This window comes from Glaciibacter kafniensis, from assembly GCF_039538945.1.
Taxonomy (GTDB): domain Bacteria; phylum Actinomycetota; class Actinomycetes; order Actinomycetales; family Microbacteriaceae; genus Cryobacterium; species Cryobacterium kafniensis.
In genome coordinates, this window is record NZ_BAABCN010000012.1 from 152,542 (window position 1) to 170,843 (window position 18,302).

The window sequence follows — 18,302 nt, forward strand, 5'->3', positions numbered from 1 at the left end:
GGACTTCAATCGAAAGGTCGTCATCATGTTGCGAGGATTTGCCACCGTCAGCTATTACGCCGCCGATCTCGAGGCAGCGCGCACCTGGTACAGCGAGCTACTCGGGATGGACGCGTACTTTCAGAGGCCCGGCTACGTTGAATTCCGCGTCGGCGACTATCAGCACGAGCTCGGAATCATCGACGCGAAGTACGCGCCTCCCGCGCCCGAGCGGCCGGCCGGCGAAATCATCCACTGGCATGTGGATGACCTGGCCACGTCATTCGACAGGTTGCTGACCATGGGGGCGACCGAGTTCCAGCCGCCGACTGACCGCGGCAACGAGTTTGTGACCGCGTCCGTCGTCGACCCATTCGGAAACATCCTCGGGATCATGTACAACCCTCACTATCTCGAAGTACTCACCGAGCCTTCGAAGGGCTGACCGTCGTGCCCACTCGCGCAACTCTGCGGGCGGGGCTCTACTTGATCATCAGCGAGAGCCCGTCTTGATCATCAGCGAGAGGCCGTCGAGCAGGCGCTGCAGCCCGAACTCGAAAAGCTCGCCCAGGTCGACGTTGAATTCGGCCGTATCGACGCGCTCGAAGGTCGGGAGCGCCCCGGTCGCGACCGCGGCCTGCACGGCATCCTCTTGGCGCGCAATCCAGGCCCGCGAACTCAGCCCGGTCTCGGCCACGGCCTCCGCCTCAAGATCGAGGTTCATTGCAGTGCCTCGCACATAGTTGAACAGAGTTAGGTGTGTGGTGAGCATCGCGGTCGGCCCCAATCCGGTTCCCTCGAGTGCCGCCAGCACCCACTCGGCGTAGGCCATTCCGCCGACAATCGGCTGCGGGCGCGTCAGCGAGAGCGCAGGGGCCAGCCAGGTGTGGCGCCGGAACGTGGCCCACAGCATCCGCCCGGCTGTTTCGAGACTGTCGCGCCACGGGCCCGCCGGCGACGGGGCGAGTTCCCGCTCACGCAGCACGGCGTCCATCATGCGCAGCACTAGATCGTCTTTGTCGGCGACGTGACGGTAGAGCGACATTGTGGCAACGCCAAGCTCAGCGGCGACGCGCCGCATCGAGACGGCTGCGAGGCCCTCGGCGTCGGCGATCGCGATCGCAGTCGTCACGATGAGGGTCGCGGTCGGAGAAGTCGTCGGCCGGCTTCGCACCGATTTCAGGGCGGCGGATGCCGCCGGCGGGCCGGTATCACCGGCCGTGTGCTGATCGGCAGTCGCCTGTGAAGTGCTGTCTTGACCAGAGCCTGCCTGAAGTCCCACGACGATGGTTCCGACGCCTGGCACCGACCGCACCAGCCCTTCCTGGCTGAGAGCCGTCAGCACCTTGGTTGCGGTCGCCATCGCGACGCCCCACTCGCGGGTGATCTCGCGGGTGGACGGAACGCGCTGCCCGGGGGCGAGTGCGCCGGAGGAGATCTGAGCACGCAGTTCGTTTGCGATCCGGGCGAAAGGCGGCACCGGGGTGGGGCTCATCGACATTCCTCTGCTCTTTGTGCGCGAAACGATAGGCGTGCGCACTAGTGCACTGCCGCCAACGGAAGACTACTGGAAACACGGTCGGTGTCGTCTATTCCGAGATCGCCCTTGTCGTGCGCACTAGTGCGTTCGGCACAATCCGATCAGTAAATCTCAGAAAGTGGGTTGCATTTGACCGCCCGTACAGCGTACATTCATGTTCATGCAAAACACAGACATTCTTATTTCTGGCGCGGGAATTGCCGGCCCGGCGCTGGCGTATCTCCTCCACGAGCGCGGGTTCACCCCGACTGTCGTCGAGCGCGCGCCGTCACCGCGCACGGGCGGGCAGGCCGTCGATCTTCGTGGTGCCGGACGAACCGTCATCGAGCGCATGGGTCTCATGGATCGTGTCAGGGACGTCGCCCTCTCCCAGCGCGGAATCGCATTCGTCGGGCCGACCGGCACAGTCGATGCGCGGGTCGCCACAGACGCGTTCGGCGGTGAGGGCTTCGTCTCGGAGATTGAGGTGCTGCGCGGCGACCTCGGCCAGCTGTTGTACGAAGCGACGGCTGCACAGGTCGAGTATCTCTTCGACGACACGATCACCGCGCTCGTTCAGGACGACGACGGCGTCGACGTCACCTTCGAGAACGCAGCGCCCCGCCGATTCGCCCTGGTCATCGGCGCCGACGGCCTGCACTCCCGGGTGCGTTCGCTCGCGTTTGGCGCCGAGGCGGAGTGCGTGCGCCCGCTCCATTGCTACACGGCCTGGTTCACGGCGCCGGCGACTACCGATCTCGACGGCTGGTACCTCATGCACAATGCGCCAGGCGGCCTCGTCGCCTCAGTGCGTCCCGGCCGGTTGCCGGGTGAGGCGAAGGTTGGCTTCAGCTTTCGATCGACCGCGCTCGACTATGACCGTCGTGACATCCCTGCGCAGAAGAAAATCATTGCCGAACGTTTTGCCCAGGACGGCTGGCTGACCCCCGGGCTTCTGGACTCGATGGGCGCGGCATCCGACTTCTATCTCGACTCGATGGGTCAGGTTCACCTTGAACACTGGCACCGCGGGCGCGTGGCGCTGCTGGGCGATGCCGGGTATTGCCCGACACCGCTCACGGGGCTCGGCACCAGCCTCGCCCTCGTCGGGGCCTGGGTACTCGCAGGCGAACTGGGTGATGCAGCGGGCGATGCGCGGATGGCATTCCCGCGTTATGAGGAGATTATGCGGCCATACGTGAAGCAAGGTCAGCAACTCGCCCCAGGCGGAGTCGCGAGTTATGCACCGACCGGGGCGCTCCGAATCGCGCTGCGGAATGCGTCGATGCGGTGGATGACCCGGTGGCCGATGCGCCCGCTCATGGTCAAACAGTTCGCGAAAGCGGGCGAGATCACCCTCCCCGAGTACGACCGTGTCGCGGCGCATTAGCAAGGTATCCCGAGCATCCAACTGCCGCCTTCGCCCTCACAGCTACCAGCGGTTGTGCACGTCCTCTGCCCAACCGACAACGCCATCCACCCGGATGCGCTCCCCCGCGTCATCACGGAGCCACCCGGAATAGTGGCCGAAACACTGATGCGTGCGCGAACCGATCACCACGAAGTTCATGGTCGAAAATCGGTCGTAGAACGGCGTGAAGGTGAGGTCGACCCGGGCCGAGTGGATGCGCCAAGGTGCCAGCCAATCATCCGTGTCGTACTCCCAGTTCAGGAGCTCGGCGACCTTGTGCACGCGGCCGTCGACCGTGAAGGCGTTCTGCGACGGGCCGCGGCAGCGCTTTCCGCCACCGCCGAGTTGCAGCCCGATCCGTTTTCCGTCGGTGAGGCCGGCCCCGGCTCCCCAGTTCCAGTGGGTGCCGTACGGCGAGCGGGCGCGGGCATGGTCGAGAACGGCCCAGGACTCCCCGGCGGGAACGGCGAACTCTTCGCCGTCGACCCACAGCCGCCCGACGGTCGGCCGGTCGACATCCTTCACCGTGTACTGCGCGAGACGGTCACTGAACGGGGAACTCGTGCCCGGCGCCTCATGGTTCTCGGGGATCGTCGCGATCACGTCGAGCCGAACCCTGGCCGACTCGGCGCGCAGTCGCGTTCCGCCGTCGACCTCGTCCATATCGATGCTCAGACGCTTGCCGCGGGCCCGCGACGGCCCGGTGCCGAGTGTGCCCGGCAGGGTCACATTGCGACCGAGGGGGCCGATGACGACGGTGTCGATCGGGGTCAGAGTGCGGCGGTCGAGCACCCAGAGTTGGTGCAGCGAGGCGAAGTCGAGACCGGCGATGGTGAGCGCGATCACGTGCGTTGGGGTGGTGATTCCCCAGTATTCCCAACGCTTATTGCGACCCCAGGCGTAGAGGCCGCGACCGAGCGAATCCGTGTTGTGAAGCTGGTGCCTGGTCCAACCGATCGCATCAGGATTCTGCCGTCCGTTCGGCAGAAGCAGGGCGACCGGCTCGGTGATCTCGCGTTCGTCGGCCGTGTTCACCGGCCCGGCCGCGGCATCCGTCATCGCACGCTCTTGATCGGCAGAATCGCCAACGCCCCGAGCACAGCGAAGACGATGCCGGCCACGAAGATCGACGCGTAGCCGCCGGTGAGGCTGATGAGCATCCACGCCACGAGCGGGGTGAGAGCCTGCGGCAAGGTCGTGGCGACGTTGAGGATTCCGAGGTCCTTCGCCGCGTCGCCCTCTTCGTCGGGAAGCACCTCGGTCATCAGCGCCAGGTCGACGCTGAGGTAGACGCCGTAGCCGAGGCCGAAGACGAAGGCGAGTGCGAACATGCCCGCCACCGTCGGCGTGACCAGCGGAATGACGAGGGCTCCACCCATGAGCAGCGACGACGCGATGACGAAGATCTTGCGTCGCCCGGTGCGGTCTGAAATGCGGCCGGACACGTAGGTGCTGAGCAGCGCCGCCACGAGCTGGGTGATTGTGAGCAGGCCAGCGAGACCGGCCGCCTCGACGACGCCCAAGCCGATGAAGTCGGTCAGCACGTAGAGCAGATAGGTCTGCACGCCCTGGTAAGCCAAGATCATGAGGAAGCGGGCGCTGAATGCCCAGGCGAAGTCGGGGTAGCGAATCGGGTTCACCCAGAATCCGCCGAGGAACTGCTTCCAGGAGAACGGCCGAAGCACGAGATCGGCGGATGACGCGTCACGGTTGAGCAGCACGTACGCGACCGCGACGAGGAAGATCCCGACGGCAAATGCCGCGTAGCCGACGCCGATGTTCTCCACGAAGACCCCGGCGCCGACGACGCCGATTCCCATTCCGGCGATCGTTCCCATTCCGATCACCGCTGAGGCGACGCCGCGGCGCTCCCTCGGAAAATGGTCGGTGACCACGGCGGGAACGGCGGTGCCGAGCGCGTTGAGCGCGAGCATGAGCAGCACCCAGACGACGGTGATCCAGAGCAGGGTGTTCATGGCGACCAGCAGCATCATGAACAACGCCGCTCCGCCCGCACCGGCCAGAATCCACGGGGCACGACGCCCCAGCCGACTGCGGGTGCGGTCGGACCAGGCGCCGACGAGCGGGTGGATGATCACCGCGCCGATAGCGGATGCCGTCATCACGAGCGCAAGGTTGCCGACTTTGTTCGCCTCATCGACCAGGGACACCTGCTGGGGAACGAAAATTGTCATGAAGGCGGCGTAGCAAGCCAGTAGCATCGCATTGATCGCGAAAAGCGAGACAAGCAGCTTGCGCTGTGGCGCTCGGGTCGCGGCGCTCGGGGCCGCGGGAAGTGTGTCGGTCATTAGGGTCCTCCTCGGTGAGGTGCGCCCCACACTATAGAGGACGTGGCGTTGCGAAAGAGCGCGCCAGGCCTCCTGGGCACTGAACTCGTGCGTGCACATGTGTGCACGTCGTTCGGCGCAGTGCCCGATGTGTCGGCGCGCGGGCGCTTCTGAAGCGATTTCGGCTCGGCGGCGGCGCGGTACCGCGTTCAGGAGTGGAGGTGTGTCGGTCGCGCCGCACCCGCGGAACCCCGGGCCGCCCCATCCGCGACACGCCCTCCGTTCCTGAACGCGGACCCGCGAGGTCTCGAGACACTCGCTGGCGCTCGCTCCTCGACCACCGGAATGGTGATATTCGTCCACCACCATGCCGCTCTCTGGCAGACTTCAGCATGAACCCGTTGTTGGAACGTCTCGGCGAACAGATCGGTGTGATCACCGAATTGAATCAACGGCAGGCCATGTTGGCCGCCGATGCCGGTCTGCGGGCTGCAGCCGAGCCGCCGCGGACTGCGACATCGACCACCGCATCCCGTTTTGGCCTTGCAGCGCCAGGCGCGGTCACGAGATCTCGACAAGCTCGATCACCGGATGCGCTCGATCCCCGCGCTGCCCAGCGGGATAGTCGGGTTCAGGGGCGGGCTAGGTGGTGGTCAGCTGTGGTCCGCCCCATCACCTCCCGAATGCACAGTATCGCCACCCGGGCCAAATAGAATCGGGGACGACGGGGAAGACGGCGGTTGCTGTGCTTTTCACTGCACAGCCAAAGGAGAACCGTGACCGATCGGAAAGCGCCTACAGCCTCAAGACGCATGCGCTCACTCGATGGTCTTCGCGGGGTCGCTGCGCTTGTCGTCGTTCTCGGGCATGCGCGCCTTGTCGCACTCCAAAATATCGACAGCCCGCTATTTCAACTTCCCGGCATCCGCCACGCACTTGAGCTGCTCGCTCTCCTCGGCGCCCATTCCGTGTGGCTCTTCTTCGTGTTGTCTGGCCTGGTCCTCTCGCGCATGATGCTCTCGACGGCAAACTTCGACTACGGCAACTACGTTCTCGGGCGGCTCGCACGCTTATACATCCCGGTCTGGGCCGCGGTCGCGCTCACTGCCGTGTCGATGCTTCTGATACCTCGCGATTCGCCTGGGTTGGGCCCGTGGGTTGACGCTCACCCAGACACCTACCTTCCCTCGGCGATAGTCAATGATCTTCTGCTCATCACTGGCTCCACCGGGAATCTCTCGCCATTGTGGTCTCTTCAGTGGGAAATCTTGTTCTCAGTTCTGCTCATTCTCTACACGGCATGCCTTCAGAAGGTGCCCCCGCTGGTCGGACTGCCATTGACGATTGCGCTCTGCATCGTCGGTCAACAAACCGACAACCAGGCGCTGATGTACATGTCGATGTTCGCCGTCGGTACCGCACTTGCCATCGCGTGGGATCAGCTGACAGCGATTCGCGACCGAGTTGAGGAGCGGATGCGTAACGTGTGGCCGCTCTATGTGGCACTACTCATGGTTGCATGCGTCCTCATCATTGCGCTGCAGATACTCCCCCGCCTCCTCGCGAAGTTCGGAGTCCCCGACCTCGTGATGAGTGTCGGCAGCATGGTGAGCACCATGGTTGCCCTGGCCGGCGCAATCGTACTTGTGGGTCTGGCCACCCCGCTACGGGCAGTCTTCGAAATTCGTGCCATCCAGTGGCTCGGGCTGATCTCGTTCAGCCTGTACTTGGTGCACGAACCGGTACTACTTGCCGCGGTCTACCTCTTCCGCGGCGATCCCGTTGCCATTGCCGTCGGGCTGCTGCTGTGCTTTCCGATCGCACGGCTCTTCTACTGGGCGGTCGAGAAGCCGTCGCACCGATTCTCGCGACGATTCAGCCGCTCGAAGCTGCCAGTGGAACCGGTGCCCACCACTGCTCAGTAAGCACGCCTCGTCCATCGATACGATCGCCGCCTTGCGCGCAGTAGCGGCGCTCACGGCGGGAGCGCAACGTCCGGCTGCCCTGCTCCCCAGTCGTCGTGCTTCTTATGCCGATCACCATTGGAGTCGGGCTAACACTCCTTCTCAAATTCTCGGGGCGATCTCGGGCATCACCAATAGCATGCTGAACAATGCCGCGGGGCACGAAGTCTTGCTCGCTCGTGCCGCTCGTACGCCCGGAACTCGCCATGCCGATACCGGGTGGCCTCCGCACGATCGACCCGTGGCTGACCGGAGCTGGAAAAACTGAAAGGTAGATCATGTCGCGAATTGCAATCATCGGCGGCCACGGAAAAGTGGCACTGCACCTGACCCGGGTGCTGACGAATACCGGCCACTCTGTCAGCGCGTTCATCCGCAATCCCCAGCACAGTGACGACGTGAGCCGCGCCGGCGCCACCCCGGTTCTCCTCGATATCGAGCACGCGTCGGTCGCGGAATTGGCAACGGCCTTTGCCGGCCACGACGCCGTAGTGTGGTCGGCCGGCGCGGGCGGAGGCGATCCGGCGCGCACCTGGGCTGTTGACCGGGATGCGGCCATCCGTTCGATGGATGCCGCCCTCGAAGCCGGAGTCGGGCGCTACGTAATGGTGTCGTATTTCGGCGCGAGCCTTGACCACGGGATTCCTGCGGACGACCCATTCTTCGCCTACGCCGAGGCCAAGGCCGCGGCAGACGAATATCTGCGCCGCACCGCGTTGTCGTGGACGATCTTGGGACCCGGCACACTCACTCTCGAACCGGCCACCGGCCTGATCGACGTAAGCGACGACGCCGCGGGCGGTTCCATCGGCCGGCAAGACGTGGCGCAGGTGGCCGCGGCAGTGTTGCAGCGGCCGGCCACGGCGGGAATGTTCATCCAGTTCAACACAGGCGCGACGCCGATCGATGAGGCGCTGAACCAGCTGACGAGCTGACCAGCATCCGGATGCTGTCAATCGCGTCAGCAGAAACCGTCCAGATTGCACATCGGTCGTGAGAAACCGCACCGATCGTGCGGTGCCAGCAGACCTTTGCGGTTTCTGCAGCGTTAGTTAAAGCGAGAAGAGCCCGACACTTCGTGCCGGACTCTTCAGCGTTGGTGGAGCTAAGGGGACCCCGTCGTTCGGGCTCCGCCCTCTCTCCTCCTCGAATCACAGCGTTCATTAACGATGAAGAGCCCGACACTTCGTGCCGGACTCTTCATCGTTGGTGGAGCTAAGGGGATTCGAACCCCTGACCTTCTCATTGCGAACGAGACGCGCTACCAACTGCGCCATAGCCCCAAACTGCTTATGAAGATTATCACGCGCCGCGGTGTGGTTTCGTCCGGATTGCCATTCCCGGCCGACTTCCGGCAAATTACTTTCGCAACTTTCCAGCAGATCAGCCCGTTACGCAGGCGGAGGCAGCGCTCCGCCGCATTTCGGGCAGACCCCGAGAGTGGGATCGTCGATGTAGGAACCGCACTCCGGGCAGACATTCGCGAGCCAACACGCGGGATCCCCACCCTGATCCTCGAGAGAATCGTCGACAGGCGGATTGCTGGGGTCTTCGTTATCCGGCAGCACGGCGACGACGCAGCACATCATCAAGGTCGGACATGCCCGATTCGGTGTCGCCGACGATTCCCATCGAGGCGAACTTGCTCGAGGCAGCGGATGCCGCTGGCGCGGCCGTGCGCGTTGGCTTCGTGATCGGGGTGACGGCAGCCGCGAACGCGATCTCGCGCTCTGCCGCACGACGCGCCAACTCGGCCTCTGAAGCCGCCTTGCGCAGCTCAGCACCGGCATCCACCGACGCCATCGCGGTCTGCAAGACCGAACCGCGCGTGAGGTACATCGGGCGCGGAAGCGGCTTCGGCGTCCACGTGGGGGCGGGCGCCGGGGCCTCGTCGAACTGCACCGGCTCGAACCGCTGAGCCCGCTGACGAGCAACCGGCGGCGCGACAACCACCTGCTGGGCAACACGCTCAGCGCGGGCAATCTTGGCCAGACGCGACAAACCACCGAGCGCCGTCACCGAGGCGACCGCGCCCAGGCCGAGCAGTATCCAAGAGCCGCTGACGGCACCGACAATGCTGCCGGCCACCACCGACACGACACCGACGAACAGAAGAAGGGTGCGACGCGCGCGCTGGGCACGCAGTCGACGCCGAGAAGCCTGAGCGATGTCAGAAGCAGACTGAACCGAGCCGGCCGATGCCAGCCCAGGTGCCGACACGGTCGTCACGCCCGCGACACTCGGCATCGAGGCGGCGGCCTTGACCACTGCCGCACGGCGAGCCGCGATTGCGGCGTTCGTCGACGCCTTCAGCTCGGCACGGGCCTTCACCTCGGCCTGAGCCAGCAGCTTCTGCTGACTCGACACCGTGCGCGCGTTCGCCTCGAGCCGCACCTGCGCGGGAATCTCGGCCGTCTCGGCCAGAATTCGCAAGGTCTGCTGCAGGCGCACGGCGTTGCGTTCCATCGCGAAGTACTGCCTTCGGCGGGCCCAGGTCGGCATGAAATAGGCAACCCACAAGAGGGCAGCCACCGCCACCATTACGCCCCCGCCCAGCACCTCACCGCTCATGTTCTTACGGTATGAGTTACAAGGCTATGCATGGCTGATTACCAGGGGTGTGTCATCGATCAATAATGGGCAATTGGCGCGCCGCTGCGGCCCGATCTTCGGCGGTCACCGTTGCCGCATGGGGAGGCACCGTGTCGGACCGCCACCGTTGCAGCACACCCTGTTGCAGCTCTTCGGCCACCAGACCGAAGCAGAAATGGTCTCGCCAGTCTCCATTGATGTGAATGTAGCGCCGCCGCAGACCTTCGTAGCGAAAGCCGAGCTTCTCGACCACACGCAGCGATGCCTCGTTCTCGGGGCGGATGCAGATCTCCATCCGGTGCAAACCGAGCTGATAGAAGCAGTAGTCAGTGGCCAGCGCCACCGCTGTCGGCGTGATCGATTTGCCCGCGAACCGCTCCCCCACCCAATAGCCGATCGTCGCGCTCGACAGCGAGCCCCAACTGATCGACGATACGTTCAGCTGACCGGCCAGCTGCCCCTCGTACTCCACGATGAACGGCAGACCGTGGCCGGAACGCGAGTGTGCGAGAAGACTCCGGATGCTGGACCGCGTGTCGAACGACATCGGCGCATACGGGTTCGTCGCCTCCCACTTGCGCAGCCAGCTGCGATTCGCCATCAGTTCGTGGTCGAGAGCCCGCGCGTCGCGCACCCGGATCGGCCGGAGCGTGATGGATCCGTCACGGAGCGTCGGGATCGTGATCGCCATGCTGAAAGCCTTTTTAGTCGAGGGTCGCGGCGAACTCGCGCAGCCACGGACGCAGCTGGTCACGCAGATCGTCACGGTCGACGGCGAGCTGCACGATTGCTTTGATGTAGTCGACGCGGTCGCCGGTGTCGTAGCGACGGCCCCGGAAGATGACGCCGTAGACGCCGCCGGTGGTCTCCGGCGTGACGGCCATCTCTTGCAGCGCGTCGGTCAGCTGAATCTCGTTGCCCTTGCCCGGCTTGGTGTGCTCAAGCACTTCGAAGACCTCTGGGCGCAGCACATAGCGGCCGATGATGGCGAGGTTGGAGGGAGCATCCGCAGCGGACGGTTTTTCGACCAGGCCGGTGATGCGCACCACATCGGGGTCGTCGGTCACCTCGATCGCGGCCGCTCCATACAGATGGATCTGCGACGGATCGACTTCGAGCAACGCGACGACGCTGGTGTTACGCGACTCCTGCTCGAACAGCATCTTGTCGAGCAGGGGGTCGCGGGAGTCGATGATGTCGTCACCGAGAAGCACAGCGAATGGCTCGTTGCCGACGTGCATCTTCGCACGCAGCACGGCATGGCCGAGCCCGAGGGGATCCCCCTGACGCACGTAGTGCATATCGGCGAGGTCGGTCGACGCGTTGACCTTGGCGAGGCGTTCCCGATCGCCCTTCTGCTCCAGCAGCGCTTCGAGCTCGGTCACCCGGTCGAAGTGGTTCTCGAGGGAATTCTTGTTGCGTCCGGTGACCATCAAGACATCGTGCAGCCCGGCCGCCACCGCCTCTTCAACCACATATTGAATCGCGGGTTTGTCGACGACGGGCAGCATCTCTTTCGGCATCGCTTTCGTTGCCGGTAGAAAACGCGTACCGAGCCCCGCCGCCGGTATAACTGCCTTTGTAATCTTGGTTCCCATGACCCCTACGTTATCGGCATCTAGGATGAAAGGCATGGTCTCTGACATCGGTCACCGAAAGCGGGCGCTCCGCGCGGAATTGCGGGAGCGCCGTTCGACGCGAACTTCCCGTGAACGCGATGCCGCGACCGCCGGATTCACCGAAAACCTTCAGAGTTTGGTCATCGACCTCTCCGCACGGTCAATTTCCTGCTATCTCTCAGCTCGCGATGAGCCGAACACCCGACCGTTTCTCAACTGGGCCGAGGCAGAAGGCATCCGCATTCTGTTTCCGGTCTCTCGTGAAGACGGTCTGCTCGACTGGACCGTCGGTGAAGAGCAAGTAGAAGTCGAAGGCATCCATGGGTTGCCGGAGGCCGCCGGTCAGCTGCTCGGACCGATCGCCATCAATGATGTCGACCTCATCATCGTGCCGGCTGCCGCCGTCGATGAGCATGGCGTGCGCATGGGCTGGGGGCGCGGGTACTACGACAAGACGCTCGGTTCCATGGAGAAGAGCCCGCCGGTTTACGCCGTCGTCTACGACAACGAGTTCGTCGACGAGGTTCCCCACGAAGTACACGATCAGGCGGTCAACGGCCTGATCACCCCGACGAGAATCCTCTCGTTCTAAACGTTTGGCGCGCATCCGCCCGCCGACACCCCCAGCTGGAGATTCAGTGCCCACCTATTCCTACCGTTGCACCGCGTGCGACACCGCCTTCGACATCCACCAGGCCTTCACCGACAGCACCCTGACCGTGTGCCCCACCTGCCAGGGAAAACTGCGCAAGGTCTTCTCGTCGATCGGCGTGACCTTCAACGGTTCGGGCTTCTACCGCAACGACTCACGCGACTCAGGAAAGTCGACGATCAAGGCATCGTCAGGCAGTTCGTCAGGCAGCTCGACCGGTGAGTCCGGATCAAAGGCCGCCGCGTCGACTACTGCCGCACCGAGCACCTCCGGTAGTGTCACAAGCGCAACATCTGCACCATCAACCAGCAAGAGCGCGTCGGCACCCTCGGCTTCGTAGGTCCTTCCCGCTCGAGGAAGGACCTGCCTTGATTCAGGGCTTCAAAGAATTCATCATGCGCGGCAATGTCATCGACCTTGCCGTCGCCGTAGTCATTGGCGCGGCGTTCACCGCAGTCGTGACGGCCATCGTCACCGGAATTTTCAACCCGCTGATTGCTGCGATCTTCAATTCCGAGGATCTCGCTCAGGCATTGGTGCTCCCGCTTCCGGGCGGCGGCGGGTTGGCGTTCGGCCTCGTGCTGGCCGCCATCATCAACTTCCTGCTGATCGCCGCAGTCGTGTATTTCGTGTTCGTGATGCCGATCAACAAGATGAAGGAAGCCCAGGAGCGCCGCCGCAACGGTGGAGTGCTGCCGGTCGCTGACGCTGCTGCCGCATCCGCTGCCGCATCCGAGCTTGACCTGCTCGTCGAGATCCGCGACCTGCTGGCCGCCAGCACGGCGAAGGACCCGCGGCACACGCTGTAGTCACCCTCGTTGGTCGAGGAGCACGCGACGCAGGAGCGCGCATCTCGAGACCAGGCGAGCCAGTCTCCGGACTTGGGTCGCGTATGAAGGTCGGCTCGCGCGATCTCGAGACGCGGCCGACTCCGTCGGGCGCTCCTCGATCAACGAGATTCCACCTAGCGGCCGTTGACCGCCGTGATGATTGCCGCCACGATCGCGATCACGATGAATCCGCCCAGCGCCAGACGACGCAGCCAGACGTCGGCCACCGCATAACGAGTGCGACGGCGTTTCTGCGGTGCCGGTTGTGTGTCGGGCTGTGGGTCGGGCTGTGGGTCCACCGACGGATCGGTTGAGGCATCTGCCGTCGGCTCGTCCACGGTGGGTCCAATCTTTTGTGCAACCTCAAGCCTAACCGCTGACCGCTCCGCCGCGGTCGGGTGATCACGGCGAGCGAACTGGTTCAGGCCCCGATGCCGTACGACTCAATGACCTCGCGCATGCGCGGCATCCCGAACTGGTCGGCGATCTGCACACCCGTCGGAGCGCCGAGACCCGGGTTCGCGCCGGCGTCGAGCAACGCCCGCAGAATCACCTCGTTGCCCCGAAACACCGCACAGGCGATCGCGGTCTGGCCCATCGCATTGACGACCCCGGTGTCGGCGCCGCGTCGCAGCAGCTCCGCAACAGTGTCGACGTGCTGCTGATAGGCGGCGACGATCAGCACGGTGTCACCACGGTCGTTGCGGATGTCGATGGGCACTCCCGCATCGATCATCTCGCCGAGCGGGCCGGTGGCCCCCTGCCGTGCGAGGTCGAAGACGCCCTCGACGACCGGGGCGCTCAGTTCGCCGCTGGTCGGTTCGGTGCCGGTCTGTTCTGAATTGTCATCACGCATGCTGTCTCTCTTTCGTCTTTCGCAGGGCCGTTCGACAACGCTCCGCTACCAGTGCGGCGGGCGGTCGAGGCGCAGGCGGTCGTCGTTCTCACCGCGGGTTGCCGGTTTGTCACCGCTGACGGATGCGACGCCGCCTTCTTCACGTTCGACCGGAACGTCGGGGCTCGGGTCGGTGTTCGGTGCCGGCTCCAGGCGGGCTCGCCGCGAGCGACCGCCGGCTTTCACGATCGCCTGACGCGGTGTGTCTGGCCGCTGCGGGGCGGGCGTCGGGTCGTCGGTGCTCATGCTTTCCAGGGTAGCGGGCTGGGGATCGCCTCCTCGTTGGTCGAGGGCGAGCGAGCGAGCGCAGCGAGCCCGTGTCTCGAGACCCAGCGAGCCGACGTTCGAACTCAACCCGAGTTCAAGGACTGGCTCGCGAGATCTCGAGACGCGTGCTCGCAGCTCGCGCGCTCCTCGATCAACGAAACGGGCATATACCTAACGAACGCGGCCGACTCCTCGATCAACGGGATCTCCACATCTGCGCAACAGGGGCGCGAGTAGTTCTGATTTCGCTGATGAACTTCAGGCTCATATGACTCTGAAGTTCATGAGAGAAAACGCGGCCCCCGGCTCGGGGCTGCGGCGATTCCAGTGATCGAGGATGCGGTCTCGATAAGCTCGACCAACGAGATGGCGCGGACGCGAGAGCTACTCCGCCGGACGCACTCCGACCAAGGCCGCCACGCGCGCCGCCACGGCATCCGGGTTCGTGAACAGATCGAAGCTGTGCACCCGCAGGTAGTGCCAGCCGAGACGGCGCAGCACTTCGGGGCGGAGACGCAGCGATTCGCGCAGGCTCGAGCGCCCGACGACGGCATCGGTTTCGACGGCCACCGCCCGCCCGCCATACGACGCGGCCAGCGCAAGCTTGCCCCTGTGCCCGAGCGAGACGCGCAGCCCGAGCCCTTCGAGTCGCGACGCCAGGTCAACCAGCAGCGCCTCACGCGCATCCGGTGCCGACACCTCGCTGGCGTTCGTCTCGGTTTCGCTCAGCACCTGGGCGAGCGCGAGGATGCCGTAGCGCTGACGGTCGACCTCAATGTCCGACGGCCTGAAGCACGACACGATGTCCATCGAGCGGCGCGCTCGCGTCATGCCGATGGCGAGCAGACGCTCTCCGCCGGGCTCGCCGAGTGAACCGAAGTTCGACAGCATCCGTCCGTGCGGGGTGCGTCCGTAGCCGATCGAGAAGATCACCCGGTCGCGACTCTGCGCGACCGCCTGCTCGAGGGTGAGCACAGTGAATGGTTCTGCCCGGTCTTTGAGTATGAAGTCGGAGAGGTCGGTGCGCTTGGCGAACGCCGCGAGCACGGCCTGGTGCACCCGCACCGCGTGGCGGGCGCTGGCGGTGATCACCATGAGCGATTCGCGCGGGCGCTTCATCGCGTGCTCCATCACGAGCGCGACAACCTGCGTCACCTCGGCGTCGACACTCTCGACGGCGCCGCTGTCGGGGTCCGGCATGCCGTGACCACCCGCAACATAGTTGAGCGTGAGGCTGCCATGACCCAAGAAACTTCCGGCCCACGGATGCGAGTCGATGCGGCCACCGTAGAACCGGTGGTTGACGAGCTCGGCGAGGTCTTCGCCGCCGGCTCGGTAACTGCGCGTCAGCGTGAGCGTGGGCAGCAACTCGCCCAGGCGGGCCAGCGCGGAGTCGGCGTGCAGCGCATCGACATTCGTCTCCTGCGCGGTCATCGCCGATTGGATGACGCTGGAATCCGACGCATCCGTCAGCGCAGTCGCGAACGGTGACGGCGTCTGCGTGACCGGGTCGCCGAACGCCACAATCTGCTTGCCGCGACGAATCGCACCGAGGTTCTCGGCCAGCGTCGTCGCCCCGGCATCGACCAGCAGAACGGAGTCGAAGAGGGCTGTGTCGGTCAGGCCGGCCACCTCGTAGGGCGAGGCAAGCCAGACCGGCGCGAGCACGCGGCCGAGGTGCGGCGCCTCGGCCTGTAACAGTTCGGGGGTCGCCCGGTCGGCGCGCAGCATGCGGCGCAGCGCGTTCGCTTCGTCTGGCCAGTCGACGACACCGATCTTCCAGGTTTCGCCGAGCATCCAGGCGAGCAGCTGACCCGTGGTGGATGCGTGCGCCTCGTCAACGAGTTTGAAGTCGGCTTCGAGGCGGTCGAGCACCTGGGTGTTCGCGTTGAGGAGCGCCTTGTCGGCGGAGAGCATCGTCTCGAGCACCGACTGCCACCAGGCGAGTTCGAGCTCGGCGGCGACATCCTGTTCGGAAACATGGCGGCGCGACAGGTCGGTCATCAGCGGGTCGAGGTTGCTCTCGCGCAGCGTCGAGAGCAGCGCGGTGCGCTCGTGCAGGTTGGCGAGCACCTCACTCTCGGCGGCCAGACCGGCGATCGTGTAGACGAGCTCCTTGATCGGGCGGTTGGCGAGTTGCCGGGGAGTGCCGGCGATGCCGAGCGGACCATCGAGTTTCGTCAGGTCTTCGGCGACGCGTGCGTAGGCGACGTGCACATCGGCGATGCCGACCGGCACCTCTGGGGTCGAGCCGGCGACCACGTAGCGCTGCCAGAGCGTGCGCTGCTGCTGGATGCGACGCAGGCTCTCGTTCATATCGCTGACATGCACGCCGGGCCGCAGGTACTCCTCTGCCAGCTTGCGCAGGCGTCGGCGGCTGGCCCCCGACATCTCGGGGGCATCGCGCCGGGCCGCGGTGGCGGCGATCAGCTCGGTCAGCGGGCGGTCGAAGACCGCCGGCTGAAACCGGTCAAGGGTTTCGCGAATGTCGAGCAGCAGGCGCAGGTAAATGCCGAGCTCGGTAATCGTCTCGAACGGGCGCAGCTTGGTCTGTCCGACGAGCCCGAGGGCGCGTTCGAGCAGTCGCGGCAGTTCGTGCTGGTTGATGCGCTTGGCGAGTTCGTGCGAGGTGGATGCCTCGTTCGTATTCGCGAATGCCGCGCCGTACCAGGGCGAGTCGCCTGGCCCGTAGCGAAACTCGCCGAGGGCGGCCGCCTTGTTCAGCGTGGCCGCCGCCGAGGCACGGTCGTGGGCAAGAAGTTCGAGAGCCCGGCGATCCAGGCGTGCGGTGGTGGCCGGCGGCGAGGGAAGCTGGGCCAGACGCGCCAGCTCACCGAGGGCGTCGAGCACCGAGACGCCGAGGGCCGGGTCGCGCCGGGTCAGGGCGCCACGGTAGTCGAGCAGCACCTTGCGCAGACGCACGAGCGCGTCGTCGACGTCGCCGACCTGCGGCTGCGTGACCTTTTCGTTGCGGGTGATCGACTGGATCAGGTCACGGCGCAGCGAGCGCGGGCTCACCGCGACGCCCTGCAGACCGACCTGCTGCAGACGGTGGGCGATGCCGTCGAGGCTCGACCGGCGCGCACTGACCACGAGCACACGCTTGTGCTGCGCGATGAGGGCGCCGATGGCGTTGACGATGGTCTGGGTTCCACCGGTTCCCGGCAGGGTCTTCACCACGAGCGAGTTGCCGGCCGCGATCTGGCTGACCACGTTTTCTTGCTCGGCGTCGGCGTCGAGCAGCAGCGTGTCAGTCGCCGGCGGGCGGGCATCCTGACCCACAGGGGCGACGGGCTGGTAGGCCGACTCGATGACGCCGCGAGCCCGCGGGTTGCCGGCGACCGCGTCGAGCAGCGGATGCTGCAGGTTCGCAGCATCGGCGGCGAGCGCACGACCGACGTCGGCGAATGAGGAGACGACGAGGCGCGGCGCGACGTTGAACCAGGGCAGGTGCGAGGTGAGTCCGCGCAGGCGGTCGATCACCGGCTGCGGTTTGAACGCGCCGTTGGTGATCGCCAGGGCGACGAACGCGTCGGCGTCGAGGGTGATCTGAAACTGGTCGTGCAGGGCGCGGGCCAGCTCAGGGTTCAGGTAGGGGGCGCCGTTGAGTTTGAGCTCGAAGTCACGGCCATAGCGACGGATGGCCATCGGCCGCAGCAAGACCGGCGCACTGAAGTCGACGTTGCCGTGACGCCATTCGGCCAGACCGATCGCCAGGTGCACCGATTCGATGCCGCGCATCGAGCGCAACTCGATGCCCTTCTGGGTGATCTCCCCCGCGGCAAGGCGGGCGTTGCGCAGGGCGAGCTCGTCGCGGATCAGGTTCGACAGCAGGGTCGTCTTGCCCGTGATGAACTGGGGCAATCCGCCCGGATGCGACGCGCTCAGTTCGATGCGTGTGCGCGGGCTGTCCGAGAAGTGCAGCAGCGGCGAGCGCCCGCCGACCTGGGCCAGTTCGTCGCGCCAACGCTGCCAGACCGGCTCGGCAATGTTGCCGGCGAGCAGTGTCGGATCGCCCAGGCTGACCGCGTGCGGAGAGGTCGAGTTATGCGGATCGGGTGCGGGCGCGCCCGAGTACTCGGACAGATTGTCGTCGTCTTCTGGTTTTCTATCGAGGCGCCACACAGGCCTACCCTAATTCGCCCGAGCGCCATTTGCCGTGAGGCGGTGCGAGTTTCGCGGTTTCTTGCCCCCCATTTTGTGGGGAGGCCCGGCGCGTCGCGATGCGGCGAGGCGTGAGCAGGCACGGAGAGGTCGTTGTAAGAGCGCGGCGGAGGCGTCGCGGG

Annotated in this window: 17 protein-coding genes and 1 tRNA gene; 7 read left to right on the forward strand and 11 right to left on the reverse strand. The window is 65.3% G+C overall.

Features of this window, described 5'->3' with window-relative positions:
- The first annotated feature begins 25 nt into the window (after nt 1–25).
- A complete protein-coding gene (locus tag ABD791_RS16815) occupies nt 26–424 on the forward strand; it encodes a VOC family protein (protein ID WP_345068810.1) in 399 nt (132 codons plus the stop codon).
- A 48-nt stretch (nt 425–472) separates the two neighbouring features.
- Here ABD791_RS16815 and ABD791_RS16820 read toward each other — a convergent pair whose 3' ends face one another.
- Nucleotides 473–1,474, reverse strand: a complete 1,002-nt coding sequence (locus ABD791_RS16820; protein ID WP_345068812.1) for a TetR/AcrR family transcriptional regulator C-terminal domain-containing protein — start codon at nt 1,472–1,474, stop codon at nt 473–475.
- A gap of 205 nt (nt 1,475–1,679) precedes the next feature.
- Here ABD791_RS16820 and ABD791_RS16825 point away from each other — a divergent pair, with 205 nt between their 5' ends.
- The gene (locus tag ABD791_RS16825; protein ID WP_345068814.1) at nt 1,680–2,888 is read left to right on the forward strand and encodes an FAD-dependent monooxygenase; all 1,209 of its coding nucleotides are present in this window, start codon (nt 1,680–1,682) and stop codon (nt 2,886–2,888) included.
- Nucleotides 2,889–2,930: 42 nt separating this feature from the next.
- Here the strand turns inward: ABD791_RS16825 and ABD791_RS16830 are convergent, their stop codons facing one another.
- On the reverse strand, nt 2,931–3,968 hold the full coding sequence (locus ABD791_RS16830) for a DUF2804 domain-containing protein (protein WP_345068816.1): 1,038 nt from the start codon (nt 3,966–3,968) through the stop codon (nt 2,931–2,933).
- Nucleotides 3,965–5,218, reverse strand: a complete 1,254-nt coding sequence (locus ABD791_RS16835; RefSeq protein ID WP_345068817.1) for an MFS transporter — start codon at nt 5,216–5,218, stop codon at nt 3,965–3,967. The genes ABD791_RS16830 and ABD791_RS16835 overlap by 4 nt, the downstream gene beginning before the upstream one ends.
- A 791-nt stretch (nt 5,219–6,009) precedes the next feature.
- On the opposite strand from ABD791_RS16835, the gene ABD791_RS16840 reads away from it, so the two are divergent.
- Nucleotides 6,010–7,122 carry an acyltransferase family protein gene (locus ABD791_RS16840; RefSeq protein WP_345068819.1) on the forward strand — a complete coding sequence of 371 codons (1,113 nt, stop codon included), beginning with the start codon at nt 6,010–6,012 and terminating at the stop codon, nt 7,120–7,122.
- A gap of 317 nt (nt 7,123–7,439) precedes the next feature.
- Nucleotides 7,440–8,096, forward strand: coding sequence for an SDR family oxidoreductase (locus ABD791_RS16845; RefSeq protein ID WP_345068821.1), 657 nt, complete (start codon nt 7,440–7,442; stop codon nt 8,094–8,096).
- Between the two features lie 272 nt (nt 8,097–8,368).
- Here ABD791_RS16845 and ABD791_RS16850 read toward each other — a convergent pair.
- From ABD791_RS16850 to galU, 4 genes are all read right to left on the reverse strand, one after another.
- A tRNA-Ala gene (locus tag ABD791_RS16850) sits at nt 8,369–8,444 on the reverse strand.
- A gap of 271 nt (nt 8,445–8,715) precedes the next feature.
- A complete protein-coding gene (locus tag ABD791_RS16855; RefSeq protein WP_345068822.1) occupies nt 8,716–9,732 on the reverse strand; it encodes a hypothetical protein in 1,017 nt (338 codons plus the stop codon).
- Between the two features lie 52 nt (nt 9,733–9,784).
- Entirely contained in the window at nt 9,785–10,444 is a 660-nt protein-coding gene (locus tag ABD791_RS16860; RefSeq protein ID WP_345068823.1) for a GNAT family N-acetyltransferase, read from the reverse strand.
- A gap of 13 nt (nt 10,445–10,457) precedes the next feature.
- Nucleotides 10,458–11,351 (reverse strand): UTP--glucose-1-phosphate uridylyltransferase GalU, encoded by an 894-nt coding sequence (gene galU / locus ABD791_RS16865; protein WP_345068824.1) that lies wholly within the window; start codon nt 11,349–11,351, stop codon nt 10,458–10,460.
- A gap of 34 nt (nt 11,352–11,385) precedes the next feature.
- Between galU and ABD791_RS16870 the strand changes: the two genes are divergently transcribed.
- Genes ABD791_RS16870 through mscL form a run of 3 tightly spaced genes read left to right on the forward strand, consistent with a single transcriptional unit; the run spans nt 11,386 to nt 12,833 of the window.
- Nucleotides 11,386–11,964, forward strand: coding sequence for a 5-formyltetrahydrofolate cyclo-ligase (locus tag ABD791_RS16870; RefSeq protein ID WP_345068825.1), 579 nt, complete (start codon nt 11,386–11,388; stop codon nt 11,962–11,964).
- 46 nt (nt 11,965–12,010) lie between these two features.
- Complete coding sequence (locus ABD791_RS16875) at nt 12,011–12,364, forward strand: FmdB family zinc ribbon protein (RefSeq protein ID WP_345068826.1); 354 nt, start codon at nt 12,011–12,013, stop codon at nt 12,362–12,364.
- Between the two features lie 28 nt (nt 12,365–12,392).
- The gene (mscL, locus tag ABD791_RS16880) at nt 12,393–12,833 is read left to right on the forward strand and encodes a large conductance mechanosensitive channel protein MscL (protein ID WP_345068828.1); all 441 of its coding nucleotides are present in this window, start codon (nt 12,393–12,395) and stop codon (nt 12,831–12,833) included.
- Nucleotides 12,834–12,988: 155 nt separating this feature from the next.
- On the opposite strand, the gene ABD791_RS16885 is transcribed toward mscL, so the two are convergent.
- The 4 genes from ABD791_RS16885 to ABD791_RS16900 form a co-directional block, all read right to left on the reverse strand.
- Entirely contained in the window at nt 12,989–13,192 is a 204-nt protein-coding gene (locus ABD791_RS16885; protein WP_345068829.1) for a hypothetical protein, read from the reverse strand.
- Nucleotides 13,193–13,275: 83 nt separating this feature from the next.
- A complete protein-coding gene (locus tag ABD791_RS16890) occupies nt 13,276–13,710 on the reverse strand; it encodes an ankyrin repeat domain-containing protein (RefSeq protein ID WP_345068831.1) in 435 nt (144 codons plus the stop codon).
- A gap of 45 nt (nt 13,711–13,755) precedes the next feature.
- The gene (locus ABD791_RS16895) at nt 13,756–13,995 is read right to left on the reverse strand and encodes a hypothetical protein (RefSeq protein WP_345068833.1); all 240 of its coding nucleotides are present in this window, start codon (nt 13,993–13,995) and stop codon (nt 13,756–13,758) included.
- Nucleotides 13,996–14,400: 405 nt separating this feature from the next.
- Nucleotides 14,401–18,141 (reverse strand): AAA family ATPase, encoded by a 3,741-nt coding sequence (locus ABD791_RS16900; RefSeq protein WP_345068835.1) that lies wholly within the window; start codon nt 18,139–18,141, stop codon nt 14,401–14,403.
- Nucleotides 18,142–18,302: the final 161 nt, after the last annotated feature.